Below are 16586 nucleotides of genomic sequence, written 5' to 3'. Positions count from 1 at the left end.
TGTTTATATATGATTGATGCACAACTATCTTTCGCCTTGGGAGAGATTCACTTCCCGAATCTTCTCCATTGGCACTTTCGGCCTGCGGTCCTCGGTCAAGAGACCATTCACTTCCTGCTGGACGTCAGTAATTTGCGTATAGCAGTAGCCGACAATATAGTCCGTTGCCTTGATCGCTTCGTGGATGCCTCGGAAACGCGCGAGAAACGCTTCTTCCGACGCGACTTGGCCGCCGTAGCCCCACCCTTTGTCAGAAGTAAACGCAATTCCGCCGAATTCGCTGACGATCACGGGCTGCCCTTTGTAGCCATATCCGTCGGCAAATGCGTATTTGAAGGCGTTGAACGACTTCTCGTTATTCACGATAGCACCTTTATCCGCATAGCGAGCCAGGAACTCCTCCTTCGTTTCCACGTAATCATGCAGGGTCAGAATATCGGAAACCGTATGCTCCCAACCGTCATTGGTCACAACCGGGCGGTGCGGGTCGAACGCCTTCGTCAAGTGATAGATGGATTCCGTAAATTGCTGCTGCTGCCGATCTTTGAAAATGTTCATGATGCCCCAAGACTCATTAAACGGAACCCATGTGATAATCGATGGATGATTGTACTGTTGGCGGACAATTTCCATCCACTCCTCCGTGTATTTCTGTACGGCATGGTCGTTGAATTCAAAGGTCGCCGCCATTTCCGACCAGACCAGCACACCTTTGACATCGCACCAGTAGAGGAACCGGGCATCCTCGATTTTCATATGCTTGCGCACACCGTTATACCCCATCTGAAGCAGAAGGTCGATGTCCTCAATCAGCGCTTCTTCGGATGGCGGTGTTAAATGGGTATCCGTCCAGTATCCTTGATCCAGCACCAGCCGCTGATAGATAGGCACATTATTCAGTAGAATCTGCCCTTTTTCAATTGATATTTTTCGCATGCCAAAATATGTGTACACGTGATCTATTACCACATCGTCACGATACAGAATAAACTCGACATCATACAAGTTCGGCCGTCCTGGCGCCCAGTAGCGGCGCTTCCATGGCCCGTTCATTTCATGGACGAGATCAACCTCGAGTGTGAGCCACGGCCTGTCGATCGCGAGGCTTGCCTGCTTAACCTGGCGCCCCTTCATCGAGATCACAGTTTCCAGTCGAAGCTTGGTGCCGGCGCTCGCCTCCCCCTTGATCTGGTAATCGAAACGAACGGTCGACGCGTCGAGATTCGGTGTAATCTTTACTGCATCCACGTACTCCCGTTCTACAAACTCCAGCCAAACCGACTGCCAAATGCCCGTCGTCTGGACATAGAAGCATTCAAAATTCTCCTCCACCCAGCGCTGCTTGCCGCGAGGCTGCGTAGCGTCCTTGCTGTCTTCCACCTTGACTGTAAGCTCGTTCACAGCCCCGAGCGTTACATACGGGCTGATATCGAAGGAAAAGGCCGCATAGCCGCCCTGATGCCGGCCGACATATTCACCGTTCACCCAAATCTTCGCTATATAATCTACGGCTTGGAAATGCAGAAGAATCCGCTTGCCGCTTGCTTCCGCAGGAATATCGAGCTGTCTATTGTACCAGACGAATGGATGGTGAGCTTCTTCGCCAATGCCGCTTGCCTTCGTCTCGTAAGTAAAGGGGACAATAATGTTCCGGTCTCCAGCGAACTCGCGCTGCCAACCCTTGGCTTCACCGAGGTTGTCATCATCGAAACCGAAGCGCCACTCGCCATTCAGATCGACCCATTGCTCTCTCACAAATTGAGGTCTTGGGTAATTTTTTGTATATTTCTTGGTTGTCATCTAGGTCTTTCACTCCTTAAGCATGCTTGGCTTTAACATCCGCATAGTGCAGTTTCACAGTGGTGTTCAGCGGAAGGCGATCCTCCTTCTTCATTGTCCAATGCAGCAGCTTGCGTTCGAGCTCTGAGCGAACGTTCGTAAAGTCAGGGTTGCCGAACAAGTTATGAAGTTCATCGCGATCGTTCACCAGATCATAGAGCTCTCCCTCTCCATTGGCGTAAATGTTCAACTTCCACGCCAATGTGCGAATGCTCTTGCCCTTCCCTACCCATGCCTCGCGGTAGGCACACCAGACGAAATAGCGGTCATCGAGCGGATGCTCCGGACGGACAGTAAGATCAGCGATGCCCAGCGGCTCTCCTTCCTCTCCGCTTTCGATAACGACATAATCGCGCGGCGTATACGCCTGACCGCTAAGGTACGACGCCAGGCTTCTGCCCTGCACGCCCGGAGGAATCGGGATACCGGCCATGTCCAGAAAGGTTGGCATAATATCGATTAGCTCGACAAGATGCTTTGTTCTCTTTGCCCCCTGATAGCCCGGAACCGAGACGATAAACGGTACGTGGGTGAAGGAGTCGTAGAACAGGTTGTGCTTCTGGATTAATCCGTGGGCGCCCATTGAATCGCCATGATCGGATGTGAATACAACGACGGTATTATTCGTGAGACCCAGCTCTTCCATCTTGGCGAACACGCGAGCGAGCGTATCGTCGATAAAGCGAATCATCCCGTAGTGAATCGCCCGAACCTTGCGAATCAGCTCATCGTCCGCTGTATCCATGGCATCCATCAGATAGGCCACCCGCTGACGCTCCGGTTTCCCGTCAAGACAGTCCTTTGGCGGAAGCGGTACCTTCGCAGGGTCGATCATACTGGCATAAGGCTCCGGAGCTTGATACGGTGTATGCGGATCCGGAAACGACAGCCAGGTGAAGAATGGCTTGGCAGGATCGCGGCGATTCTCCAGATAATCGATCATCGTATCTCCAAGAAGATAAGTGCCGCACTTTTCCGGTCGGCCTGGATTCGTGCCATGCCCCATCGGGCTCACCCAGCAAGTGTGGGACCAGGCATGAGCTGCCTTGCATTCGGGGTCATCCCTGTAACCGTCGACCATGTGCCCGTGATCGGCCAAGCGGACATAATCGAACACTTGATTCAGTACGCTGGCTTGTTCGCGATCCGCGACTTCAGCCGGATAATAGGTCTTGGTCGTTTCCATAAAAGCATGATTTTTTCCGATAATCGCCGTCTGGTAGCCATTTTGCTTGAGCACTTGAGGAAGTGTTATCTCCGCAGGATTAATCATCATGTGGTTCGCTTGAACGCCGATGGTAGAAGCATATCTTCCCGTAAACATCGATGATCTGGATGGAGAACAAGCCGGATAATTGCAAAAAGCGAATTCAAAAACAACTCCTCGTTCGGCCAGACTCTCCAACGCCGGCGTGTGCAAGGCAGGGTTGCCGTACAAGCTTAGCGTCTCCGCCGTCTGCTGATCCGTCTGGATAAGAAGTAAATTGGGTTTGCTGTCCATTATGATTCTCCTTTCTGGCGCGCTGTTTGCGATGGCGCCGGCCATGCAGTCAGCTAGCCTTTGATTGAGCCGATCATGACGCCCTTTACAAAATAGCGTTGAATAAATGGATAGAGCAGCAGCACCGGAACGCTTGAGACAATAATGACCGAATACTTGATACTTTCCGCCATCATGACACGCTCCGTCATCCCTGCGGCGCCGCCGCTTGCCATGTCATCCTGATTCAGAATTAGAATTTCCCTCAATATCAATTGAAGCGGAAAGAGATCCCGATCCTTCAGATAAATTAATGCGTTAAAATATGCGTTCCAATGCCCTACGCCATAGAACAGCACCATGACAGCTAGTATTGGCTTGGATAACGGCAGAATCACGCTCCACAGCATTCGGAAGAACGAACAGCCGTCCAGCCAAGCGGACTCCTGCAGCTCGCCCGGTATGCTGTTCTGAAAATAGCTCCGCATGACGATGAGATTATAGGTCGCAATAGCGCCGGGAATCAGCATGGCCCACACCGTATTGTTCATGCCGAGACTTTTGACCAACAGATACGTAGGAATAAGTCCTCCGCTGAAAAACATGGTAAACGTGATGAAGAACATGAGTAGTTGTTGACCTGGCAAATCTTTGCGGGATAGCGGAAATGCAGCCAACACCGTCATCACCAGATTGATCGCTGTGCCGACGAACGCGTAGATTAATGTGTTTCCGTACCCTTGCCATATGCTCCTGTTCTCGAATACCTGCTTATACGGCGCCAGGGTAAAGCCCTCAGGCAACAGCCAAACCCGCCCTTCCACGACGTCGATCGGATTGCTGAATGAAGCGCTGACTACGAACAGCAGCGGGTACCCGACCATGACCAGCAGCACGGCGGCAAGGATATACATAACGGCATCGAATAGCTTGTCATCGCGCGATCGCAGTTTGTTTTCGTTGGTTGTATGCATTCGTATCTCCCCCTACCATAGACTCGATTCCGTCTTTTTCCGTGCATACCAGTTCACCAGCACCAGAAGGGTAAAGTCGATTACCGCATTGAACAAGCCTGCAGCTGCCGTATAACTGAACTGCCCCCCCTGAATCCCGTTCTTGTAGACGAAAGTCGGCAATATATCGCTTCGGCTGGCGTTAAGCGGATTTTGCATCAGCAGCGCCTTCTCGAAGCCGACATCCATCAACTGACCGATTTGCAAAATGAATAAAATAATGACCGTCGGCATAATCCCCGGAATCGAAACATGCAGAACCCGCTTAAATCTCGAAGCGCCGTCAATTTTGGCCGCCTCGTACAAGGTAGGGTCAATGCCGCTGAGCGCTGCCAGATAAATAATGGAGCCCCAGCCCATATGCTGCCAGATCCCGGATGTGACGAAGATCGTCTGGAACCATTCCGCCTTTTTCATAAAATCAATTGTATCCAGCCCGAGCATAGCTAATATTTGATTCAGCTTCCCTGTATCGGGATCGAGAAAGATGTTCATCATTCCGACCAGCACGATAATCGAGAGAAAATGTGGAATATAGGTCATATTTTGCAGCAACTTCTGAATCCACCGGCTTCGAATCTCGTTCAACAGCAGCGCCAGCAGAATAGGAATTGGAAAGCCCACCACCAGCTGAAACAAGCTCAGAGAGAGCGTATTCCACAGCAGATCCCAAAAATAAACCGAGGAGAAGAAGCGGTCAAAGTGCTTCAATCCCACCCAAGAACTGCCCAAGATCCCCTTGGTTGCAGAGAAATCCTTGAAGGCAATCGTGATCCCATACATCGGAACATATTTGAACAGGATGTACCAGACAACAGGAACCAATAGCATAATGTAGAGCTCGTATCGAACCCTCATCCGCTTCCACAGGACATGCTTTGGCTTCCATTCGGCATCCGTTGATGTTGTCGCTTTTGCAGTCTCCGCTTGCATGACCTCACACTCCTATCACTCATAGGCAGTGCCCGGGCGGCGCCTAATCTGCCGCCCGCGGCGAGCCTCCATTATTTCTTGGCGTCGTATGCTTTCTGATACGCCTTCTCCAGCTCGTCAATCTTCATTTTTTTCAATGTCGCTACATATTCATTCCATTTATCGAAGCTCAGTTCGCCGATGATGAATTTAGCAACCGATTCCTTCACATATTTGTCAATATCAGCTTTAATCGGGATAATTTGATCCGAGGTCTCCTTGTCGAAGATCGGAGCGCCATAGACTGTTTTAGGCAAGTAGTCTTCAATAAATTTGTTAACTTCCAGTACCTTGTCGTTCTCAACAATGTTGCCGAATTTCTCTGTGACGACAAACGGGAAGCTGCCGCCCGGCACAAGATTCACCTGACCAAGCGCCGCCATGAAACCGCGAGAGTCATTCTTGATTGAATCGTTAATGACCGGTTTGCCGTCTTTCATCGTATACGTTTTACCTTCTACGCCGTATTGGAAAAATTTCGAGCCCTCTTCACTGAAGAAATAGTCAACCCAGCGAATAGCGACTTCCGGATGCTTGTTCTCCTTCGAGATGGCAAACGTACCGATCGGCGCCGCGATCGGGCCTGTAGCTGAATGCCCCTGGTCCCCGTGAGGCCCTTTGATCGGATTCATTCCCGTAAACTGGTTCTCCACTTGCAAGAACGGATCAGAAGCCTGAATAAGGAACATACCGATCAGTGCCTGCGACAGGTTGCTTCTCCACTTTGGCAAATCACCGGAGTAAAAGTCCTGCCACAACAGTTTTTCACTGTAAAGCTTGTTAAGGAATTGTAGAAGTTCTTTGAAGCGGTCGTCCGTCAGCCAGATTTTAACCTTGTCATCCTTGATGTTGATCTGATAACCCAATTGCTGCTCCAAGCCAAAAGAGCCGGAGAACATCGAGTACACCATGCCAATATCCCTTAGACCAAGTGGAATCTCATCCTTCTTGCCATTCCCGTTCGGGTCATTGTCACGGAATGCGCGTAGCACAGTAAACAGCTCATCTTCCGTCGTAGGCGCTTTCATATTTAGCTTGGCAAGCCATTCTTTGTTGATCCAAAGCTTTTCCGAGCGGCCCGAGCTTTGCAGACGAACGCTGGGCAGAGAATAAATATGGCCGTCCGCTGCCATTACGGTTTTCTTGACCTCAGGATACTCATCGAATATCTTTTTCAAATTCGGGGCATACTTATCAATTAAGCCTTCCAGCGGGATCAGCATATGCTCTTGCTGGCCGTAACGCGCAATGTCTGTGTTGGTCAGGTTAGCCCGCAGAAAAATATCCGGCAGTTCGTTGGCTGCAAAAAGCAGGTTCCGCTTCTCGTCACAGCCTTGCGCATTCGATGGCAACTGATCGAATTGCAGCGAGACATTGGTCATTTTCTCATATTCCTGGAAAATAAGAACGTCCTTCCACTCCGCATGGTTCGGGTCTTTGCAGCCGAATACCTTCTGTGTGACGGGCTCCTTTACGATAGGAAAACCCGTCTGCGCAAGGTTTGTCCCTTCATCTGCACTGCCCTTGTCTCCACCTGATTCCTCCGTGGAGCTACTGCAGGCGGAAGTAAGTGCCGTTACTGTCAAAACGGCTGCAAGCATTAGAGTCATTCGCTTTTTCGTCTTTGTCTTCATTAACGTTCATCCCCTTTTCTCATTCTTAGGCTCCTCTGCCTTTATGGAAAGGCTTTCACTCAGGAATCTGATCTGATTATAAGCTGTATACCGAAGTGAAAGCGTTTCATATTTTTGCACTTTCATATCAAATTTATGCAGCGGTTACGAGTCGTAACGTTCTCTCTTGGATTGCATGAAGGCGAATGGCGTCTCCCCTGTCGCTTCTTTGAATACGCGGATAAAATAACTGCTGGAACTGAATCCCAGCTTGGCATGCATTTCCTTCAGCGGTGTAACCCCTTCGAGCAGTAACTGCTTGCCTCGTTCAATACGATGCTCCGTCAATAACTCCGTGAACGTGCGGCCGCACTCTTCTTTCACCAACCGACTTAAGTAGGAAGATGTGATGCCTAACTCTTCAGCGGTCTCCTCAAGCGTAATGCCTTCCCGATAGCGGGTCGCAAGAATTTGCAAGGCTTGCTTCACATGTCGCGAGTGGCCAGGAGAGACGTTCAGTTTTTGCAATTCCAGCGCCAGTCGTGTGTAGATGTCGCACACCGCAGTTACCGCCTGCTCGCTTGTCAAGCCAGGACGTTGGAAAATGGAAAGTTCTTGCACCATCCAATCGGTCGGTATATCTGCCTTTCGGGCAATTTTCGCGGCAAGCTGCACCAGCTCCGCGGACACTCGCTCCAGCTGCACCGCATTCTCTTGCCGCTGCGGGGTGGTTCCCATCGTCTCCTGAATAATCACAACTGCCTCTCGGGCATCGGCCGCCTCCATTGCCGCGAGGAGGCGCTTCTCTTGTCCAATGGTCACAGAAGGTGATTTCACGGTCAGGCCGGCTTGGACCGGCTGCCGCGCCTCTCCTTCCACTTGCTCAATCAAGATGCGATACGCCTCACGACTATATTGCAGCGATGAGAAAATCGGACTCAGCAGGATCGTAGCCGCCAGATTCATATACAGCTTCAACGAAGAAGTTAAACGCGCGCTCTTGGCAGCGACCTGCTGGGCCACCGCATGCTCGCTTCGCTCAGTGCCGCAGGTCAGCAACACCGCCCAACGCCCGCGATCCATGGCAACCGTACAACTCCAAGGGTAACCTCCCGCCGCCTGGTCGCATAAATCAGTCACCGATCGAAGATATCGGGTCAGCTCCTGTTCGTTCATACGTGCAAGAAGTACGTCGTAATGGGCAAGCTGCACGAGCATAAGCATCCACCTCGGATTATTCACGCTGGCTTTATCCCCGGAGAAATATTGCTCGAGGAGCTGCAGATCAATGTCGACCCCCATGAGATGATCGCCCAGCACAGAGCGAGACAGCGCGATGTCCGCCTGCTCCTTCACCCGTGATTTCGCTTGCTGCTCTTCTAGCTGCCGACGAACCTTTCCGATTACCCCTTGCAGCATTTCCGGAGTAAGCTTGTGTTTTAATAAATAATCAACAGCTCCATGGCTGAGGGAGCCTCGCACATACTCAAAGGAATCGTAGCTGCTAAGCACAATGATTTTTAACCGAGGGAGTTCTTCCAGCAAATATCGGGTCAGCTCCAGACCGTTCATTCCCGGCATGCTCATATCCACAATAACGGCATCCGGCTGCTGAGCCCTGACAAGTTCCAGCCCCTGCAAGCCGTCTCCTGCTTCCCCACAGATCACAAAACCTTCTTTCTCCCATTCCAACAAGGATCTAAGGTGACTGCGCACAAGCGGCTCATCATCGATGAATGCGATTTTCCAGTTCATACATCCTTTCCGCCTTTCACACTCTGTATTGCGGAAGCCGAAGCTCCACAGTCGTCAATATACCTGGGACACTTACAATCGTTAGTCCGTATTCTTCACCAAAGGTCAGCCTGATGCGGTCCTGTACATTGCGAATGCCTACACCGGTTCCCTCCTGCGTCATCCGCTCGGATGCCGGATTGGAAATGGCAGCAATCTGCTCTTCCGAAATCCCCGCACCATTATCCGTTATATCAATGATCACCGTAGCATCCGCCTGACTGTAGCTCTTTATGGCAATGCTTCCCGCTCGTTCCGGCGAAATGCCAAAGCCATGCAGCAAGGCATTCTCTACAATCGGCTGAAGCACCAGTTTCGGGATCAGACAGTCCAGCGTACTTTCCTCTGCGTCGATGCTTATGGTCACACGATCCAGAAAACGATATTTCTGGATACTCAGATACCTCTGCAGCAGCTCCAATTCCTCACGAATCGGAATCAGATCCCGCTTTTGATCTACCGCGAATCGCATCAGCTCCACCAACGCTGCCGATACTTCGCCGATATTGGGCACCTGTTGAATTTTGGATAAATAATTAATCGTATTCAGCGTATTGTAGAGAAAATGGGGGTTGATCTGAGATTGCAGCGCCCGGTACTCAGCCTCCCGCTTTTGTCTGCCCCGCTCTTCTGTCTCTTCCATCAACTCCTGCACATGCGTCATCATGGAAGAGAACATCGCGCTGAGCTGCCCGACCTCGTCCTCTGTGTCAATACGTGGCCTCGCTTTCAACTGTCCTTCACGCACCCGTTTCATCGTATTATGCAGCCGCTTGAGATTTTTGGTGATTTGCTTGGAAAGCACCATGGAAACGACATGTACAGCCAACAGCACCAGTACCGTAACCAAAATGATGTCGTTTCGGATTTGATGCACCTCGCGCAGCAGTTCCTTCGTTGGCACCATACCAATGGTTGTCCAGCCTATAGCATTCGAAACAATCTGTACAGTCAAGTATTTTTCTCCGCTTACTGTTTTTAAGCTCCTTCCCTCTTCTTTTGTTTGGTCTCTGTAGATTTCCTCAATAACTGAGGACAAATCAGGGGTGCCGCCCCAATTTGAACCCGTATGATAAATAACCTGGCCTTGGTCATCAACAACCCCGATAAGACTCCCTTTCAGCGGTTGGATTTCAAAGACCATCTTCATAAAATCGGGTTGAAATTCGATGACGCACAGCCCGATGCTTTTCCCTCCCGCAAGCAAGGGTCGAGCAAGCAGAATCGAATTCTCCATCGAAGCGTCGAGCAGCACATGTCTTCGATTCTCCTGCAGCTCCTTCTTCTCCAGCAGCCCCTGCAGCTTCGACTGGCTGATCTGCGCATATCCGCTCTGGAATACTTTCCCGTTATAACCGATGACGGAAATACGTTGAATATACGTTTTGTAGGTTGTCAGGGAAGCAATGTAATCCTCAATCAGCTTTTTCTCTTGAAACCACTCGTAAGAAGGCGCTTCCGTGCTGCTAAGCAAGCTTTGCGCGACGATATCCCGTGTAACGATAACTTTAGCGATTTGATCCGCTTCCTCCATCGTGGACCGCAGCTTCTCATCTGCTCTGCGGATGCTATCGGAAATAAATGTCGTCGCATTATCTTCAATGACATTTGAAGCATTATGGTAAGTACTGTAGGCAATCGGAATAATGGCCAAGCAGATCATGATACTGAAGGCCAGAAACATTTTCCCCTGAATTGTGCGCATACGCTCTTCACCTCGGCTTTCCACTAACCTTGAAAAGCCACCTACCGACACATTTCGGAGAGGTGGCTTACTGTGTTTCAATTGGGCATTACTTCAATTCATTATAATGGAATATGAAGGAGAAGCAACTTTGTGATGACGGTTACCGCTTCCGCCCTCGTCGCATGTCCCGCAGGATCAAAGCGATGATCCGGATAGCCGTCGATGAGACCTTGCTTGCTCGCCGCACTAACAGCTGCCGCTGCCCATGCTGAGATTTCTGCCTTGTCTGCAAAGGGGATAGCCTCTTCGGACATTGGCAGCTTCGCAGCTTTGACGACCATTACAGCCATCTGCTCTCGGCTGATCAGATCATCAGGCCCGAATCGGTTACCGCTGAAACCTTCAATAATCCCATAGGCACTTGCCGTTGCGATATAATCTTTCGCCCAATGCGAGCCAGTGTCCGCATAGTTGTTACCGATTTTTGGCGAAAGCTTCAAGGCTGTAACAAGAAACTTTGTGAATTCCGCCCTAGTGATGCGGCTGTCAGGCCGGAAGGTTCCGTCCGGATAACCTTCTACAGCCCCGAGTGCAATCAATTTGGCAATATTCGCATTCGCCCAGTGTAGGGCAATATCCGAAAACTGTACACGGGGTGTAAGAGGCGTCTCTGTTTCATTTCCATCTGTTTCATTTCCAGTTGAAGCGCTGCCGTTCGCTCCTCCTGTTCCAATATTATCAGAACCGTCGTTATTTGTGCTATCGGGTACAATTGCGGTTTGGGTGTAAAGGACAAATCGTGTGAAGTGCTTCGTCCAAATCACCTTATCCACCCCGACATCCAGCGCCGCATCCCCTGCTGCCGCGATTTCGGCATCAGCTGCAGCTTGGTTATCCGCGCTGATTGTATTTGTAATTTTCGTCAAATTTCCATCTCTGACGTAGGCTGCTTCTTTCCCTGCTGCGCCTGGAATGACGATTCTAGCCGCCCTGCTTAACGTAAGCGGAACGTCACCAAAACCTACTTCGATTACAGCATGTACGGCTGCTGTCTTTCCAGGGTCGGGCACTAGATTTATCGTTTGAGCCGTCTCGACTTGCGGCAAATGAACGGTGCCGTCCCAGAGGCCGCTTGCAGGTGCGCTGATCGTTGTTCCTTGCGGAATGGCCATCCATATCGGCGATGAGCTGATGGAGGTGGCTGTCGACGTGTTCAACGTCGGAAGCCCAGCGGTAATGGCGATCCCACCCGACGGCGCGTAGATCAGTTGGGTGACGCTGATCGATGCGTCGGTGACAGAACCTGGTACAACGACCGTGACCGGCTCAGACAGAGCGAATGTTGCGCTTGTTATCGCCAGGTTCTTATTGGCTTCACTCACCGAAATTTCGTTCGATTCGATCGGTTCAGGCTCTCTGTATGACGTACCGGGAGGAACCACAAGCACATTCGCAACCGCTTGGCGGGTTCCCGCCATTGCTGTTCCGTAGAGCAAGCCGGAAGTCATATCTGAGGGAATCACGAACGAGCCGGTAAAACTGCCATTAGCATCCGAGGTCGGAGCAGCCGTAACTGCAATCGGTGTTCCATTTGCATCCACGATCCGAATAAATACGTCCGTGTGGGCAGCCGTCGTGCCTGTCACCCCAATCGTATCCCCCGCTGACCCATGGTTAGCACTTAACGCAAGCTTTAGCAATGAAACTTGCGATACATCCTGAGTCGTAACCGAAACCGAAGGGCCATCTGTTGTCCAGTTGCCTGCCGCATCGCCTGCTTCTACCTTGAACATGTAGGTTTTGCCTGCGAGCAGGCCGTCTATATCGGTTTGGTAGACGTCTCCCTCAACCGTCTTATACAACGTTCCATCCATATACACAGCGTAATTGACTGTACCTGTATCATCCATTGCAGCAGGCCAGGCAAGCGTGAGTCCCGTCTGCGTAATGCCCGATGGTGTTAGTTCAGCATGCGGCCAAACAGGCTTCTCCACGTCGCGATCATTCTGACCCAGAACCATGATCTCCGACAATCCTGCATCCCCGGAGCCGAGCATGCCTGTCACCTCAAACTTTACCCAACTTGCGTGCATCGGCGGGAAAGTTGCAATAGCCGCTGCCCCATGCTCATTTGGAAATGTCACCTGTATCGATGTGCCATTACTGAACGTTAGCTTTCCTGTTGAAATTTTACGATCAGGCGAAGCGCTGTCATAGACGGCTACGCTTGTTATCGTTTTGTCCTGCGGCCAAGCAAGCTGAGTCCAGGCTCCGATCTTCTCGTTATCGCTCATCCACTCATAGAAGTCGGCGAACTTAGGATAGATGCCAATCTCTCCATTTTTCAGGTTTTCAAGGCTGTAGCCCGATTTGGTGGAGGAGGCGGTGAAGTTAGCGGAACGCGCAATATTCGTGTACCCGTATATCCCAGAAGGCAGTGGCTGCGGCTGAAGCGTCGGCCCGTTCACATACACGGTTCCATCTTCTCTGAAACCCATTCGATTAAAAAATGACCCCTTGTTTTCTTCCGGCACCGACAAGCTTCCGGAACTGCCGTCCCCCTGATTCGGACAGTAAGTAATAAACAACTCACTGCCATCCGGCGAGGCAACAATGCTGTTATGTCCGAGGCCCCGCATCAAAGAGCTTGGGAACAAACCATCACTCTGGGCAATCGGATTGTTACTGTACTTGGTGAACGGTCCCAACGGACTGTCCGAAGTTGAATAAGCCAAATTATAATACATGGAGTTATAGTTATTTGTGGAGTAGAACAAATAATATTTGTTGTTATATTTGTGCACCCAAGGCGCTTCATTCCAGTACACGCCAACATCCGTTGATTTGCGCTCGTAAGGCTCTGTCGGCGCCGACAGCAATACCGGTTCCCCGATGATCGACCTCAAATCACTGCTCATCTCAACGCCGTAAATATTGCTCTGACGCTCCTCGACACCGTTAACCATCACGTAATTTCCAGACACGTCCTTGGAATAATAGAGATAGTACTTTCCGTCCGTGTCTTGAAAGATATGCGGATCAATAGCAGCGTACGAATCAAAGAGAGGCCTGCCCGAGTCTGTGAACGGCCCCGAAATGCTGTCGCTTTCCGCTATCCCGATACGGTGAAAGGACTTATTATCGGTGTTCCATACCTTGATGTTATCGAGAATCATTCCCGCTGTGCCCAATTGGGAGTCCGCGAAGCCGAGATGAAACACGCCATTTTTTATGGCATCTGTGAGTGAAAATGTATACTGTCCTGTCCCTAGAACATTGTTGCCGGATTCATCACGAACAGTTGCTGTCACCACTCCGGTCTCGTAATTCGCTCTAAGCACAAGATGGTACCATGTAGTGTCCGAATTGAAGTTCCCCAAAGTAGCACCTCCCGACATGACGGCGTTACCTGATCCGCCAAAATCCAGATAGGGCCGGCCCGGATCATGGATAACCGTTGTCAATTGATCCTGTGTCAAGAGCGGCACGGAAGACTCCGCGTACATTCTGCGGTTGATACCTCCCGGATATTGGACATCCGCCTCAAATACGGTCTCTCCTCTTCTGTAATTCGTATTGAATAAGAAGGATAAAGCGCTGTTCGCAGCCACATCCGAATCATTGTAAATATGTAACGCTTTATTGGTTGAATCGGACCCCTTTGGCGCTGTAATCACCTCAGCATTCAATGTGCGGTTCGCCGTCCCAAGCACCGGTTTAAGCCGGACACTTGGATTTAACTCCAACTCGACAGTTGCAACATCCAAATGATCTTCTGCGCCGTTATCCGTCAAGGCCAATTTCTGGGATGTTTTCGTAATCGTTGTCCAACCGTTATCGCTGTTGCTTATCTCAGGAAAAGCCGTAAAATCATAGTTTTCAAAGTTTTCATTCAGTAACGTTGTGTCTTTTTTTGCACAATACACCAAATAATATTTTCCATTGAATTTGTATACTTCAACTGCCCAGAAATCATGCCAGACATTGTTCCACGATGCCCACGATCCATTTAATTGGACATCAGGTTCGTCCCGCCATACAATCATATCCTCGGAGGAGCGCACTTTAATCAGTTGATTCGCTCCGTCAACAGCGTATTGATAATATTTCCCGTCGATCTGGAACACACTGATGGTGCCTGGCTTGACAGGATCTTTATAGTAAAGTTCCCGATAAATCTTCAGGTTATCAATCAAAATGCCCTCGTGGCCAAATTGATTGGCCGCAAAGCCTACATGAAGCAACCCGTCTTTAAAGTCATAGCTGATATTGCCGGGTTGGTTCAATTCGTACGTTTCAAAATCCTGCGCATACCGACCATCCAGATTATAAATAATCGTTCTGACTTTTCCGGTCTCTGTGTCGACAATAAATCTCACCCTGCGCCATTTGCCATCCGTTAGCGATTCTCCCGTTGTCAATCCCCCGGTAATCGTTCCTGTTCCATCGTTATTAAGCTGAAAATATGGCATATCTGCACGAGAAATCAGTGCGGAGAGCTGATCTTTCGTACCGATTGACACACTCGATTCGGCATATAAACGCGGAAGCCTGGCATCGTTAGCTTGGACATTAGGGTAAAAGACGTCAAGTTCGAGATCAATCGTGCCTTGTTGGGGCTCCTGAAAACCGAATCCTAGAACAGCATTCCCATAACCGTCCGAAGACTTAATTCTCAATGCTTTACTCGCTGCTCCGTTATTTCTCGTTACTGTCTCAATCTGATTGACAAAAGTACTTCCTGCTTGACTGACAGCCGGCTGCAAATACACATCGTTGTTTAACGCCAGCTTGACCGTGGTCGCTTGAAGGTTCGCCTCGTCCCCCTGATCATATAACGTAACGGCCGAAGGGGTAATCGTAATTGGCGGTGTATTGCTCAAACCGCTCGGATTTCGAGGCGGAATATAGCGATACGTTTCACTTAAAACTGTGAAATCAAGATTTTCAAATGTTTCGTCCACAACCATTTGGTTCCCGTCCATTTTCCCCGTATATGCATAGGGCTCTGCCACGCTTCCGGGGGATTGCGAGGACGACCAGTCCTCACCGTCAGTTGACCAAATGACCTGCCCATTCGCGCCAACGACAACAAATCTGCTGCCATCATAAATAACTGACTTGAGGTCGGCGGACACGCCGGATGTTTTTTTCGTAAAATTGACCCCATCCGTTGAATAAAAGACTGCTCCAGCCGATCCTACAGCAACGACCGCCGTCTCACTGCTGGCAACACTATAGAATTGTGCAGGGTAGTCCGTTGACTGTCGTACATCAAAATCATTTTCAGACCAAACACCGTTCGTTCCACTTGGCTTTCCGTCACCTGTCTTCGAGATATAAATACCTGCTCGTCCCGAACCGCCATTGCCCGAAACCGCGATCCATTTCGTTTTAAACCAGGCAATCCCATAAATCGGCCTGACGTCTCCTGTGAGCGTATCTCCAGGATATACATTGAAATTCGTAAGTGAAGTGCCGGTTGGAGAGATAGGCGGTGTCCCGCCGGTATACCCGGTAAAATCAAAATAATGAAGCATGCCCCGTGCTCCCTGTGAAGCGCTTCCGATCAGCAGTTGATCTCCGTTCCAGCCCAATGAATGCGAGTTGTTCGGAGATAGGGATAAGCCGTTCCATACAAAGCCTGAACCGTTCCATTGTCCGACAAAAGCTTGCTCGTTATTCGCAGGCGATTTGGTGGGAAGAACCGCAATAAAGACCTTCGTCCCGTTGCTCAGCTTGCGATAACTTAGTCCCCATACAGCTCTCGAACCGCTGGCGGTACGAAGAGCTGTCGATTTATCCCGCCAGGTAAGACCATTGTCCCCTGATACCAAGATCGTCGAATTTTGCCCTCCCGCAACGAAGATGCCCTCATCCGGGTCATAGACAACCCCATTCAGATTGGCTGTAAACGTACTTAACGGCTGACCCGTTCCATTTAAAATGCTGTTGGCCTGAATTGGAGCCCACTGATTCGCGGACAAGTCCGCTCCTTCACTTCTATACATAACCCCGCTCGCACCCACCGCAATATACACCGGATTGTCGCTATTGCCGTTATACGCGACCGCTGTAAGCGATTTTCCGCTTTCGATTTGTGCAGCATAACTTTCATTGCCCAGAACAAACAGCAGCATATTGCTTACTAGCAGCGCAATTAGCAGCAGACTAGCCCTTCTCTTCAT

At 50.2% G+C, this 16586-nt stretch carries 8 protein-coding genes; all 8 read right to left on the bottom strand.

Features of this window, described 5'->3' with window-relative positions; genetic code table 11:
* Positions 1-24: 24 nt before the first annotated feature.
* Entirely contained in the window at positions 25-1800 is a 1776-nt protein-coding gene (locus ABE504_RS28225) for a glycoside hydrolase family 2 protein (RefSeq protein ID WP_430095287.1), read from the bottom strand.
* A gap of 16 nt (positions 1801-1816) precedes the next feature.
* Positions 1817-3340 carry a sulfatase family protein gene (locus ABE504_RS28220; RefSeq protein WP_430095285.1) on the bottom strand — a complete coding sequence of 508 codons (1524 nt, stop codon included), beginning with the start codon at positions 3338-3340 and terminating at the stop codon, positions 1817-1819.
* Positions 3341-3393: 53 nt separating this feature from the next.
* Positions 3394-4293 carry a carbohydrate ABC transporter permease gene (locus tag ABE504_RS28215; RefSeq protein ID WP_430095283.1) on the bottom strand — a complete coding sequence of 300 codons (900 nt, stop codon included), beginning with the start codon at positions 4291-4293 and terminating at the stop codon, positions 3394-3396.
* 12 nt (positions 4294-4305) lie between these two features.
* Positions 4306-5265, bottom strand: a complete 960-nt coding sequence (locus ABE504_RS28210) for an ABC transporter permease (RefSeq protein WP_430095282.1) — start codon at positions 5263-5265, stop codon at positions 4306-4308.
* A gap of 71 nt (positions 5266-5336) precedes the next feature.
* Positions 5337-6938: an extracellular solute-binding protein gene (locus tag ABE504_RS28205; protein ID WP_430095280.1), complete on the bottom strand. Its 1602-nt coding sequence runs from the start codon at positions 6936-6938 to the stop codon at positions 5337-5339.
* 144 nt (positions 6939-7082) lie between these two features.
* A complete protein-coding gene (locus ABE504_RS28200) occupies positions 7083-8672 on the bottom strand; it encodes a response regulator transcription factor (RefSeq protein WP_430095279.1) in 1590 nt (529 codons plus the stop codon).
* 16 nt (positions 8673-8688) lie between these two features.
* Positions 8689-10416, bottom strand: a complete 1728-nt coding sequence (locus ABE504_RS28195) for a cache domain-containing sensor histidine kinase (RefSeq protein ID WP_430095277.1) — start codon at positions 10414-10416, stop codon at positions 8689-8691.
* A gap of 101 nt (positions 10417-10517) precedes the next feature.
* The gene (locus tag ABE504_RS28190; protein ID WP_430095275.1) at positions 10518-16586 is read right to left on the bottom strand and encodes a family 43 glycosylhydrolase; all 6069 of its coding nucleotides are present in this window, start codon (positions 16584-16586) and stop codon (positions 10518-10520) included.

The organism is Paenibacillus oryzisoli, from assembly GCF_050467285.1.
In the GTDB taxonomy this organism is placed as follows: domain Bacteria; phylum Bacillota; class Bacilli; order Paenibacillales; family NBRC-103111; genus Paenibacillus_E; species Paenibacillus_E oryzisoli_A.
The sequence above is the reverse complement of the archived record's forward strand: the minus strand, read 5'-3'. Positions and strand labels throughout refer to the sequence as shown.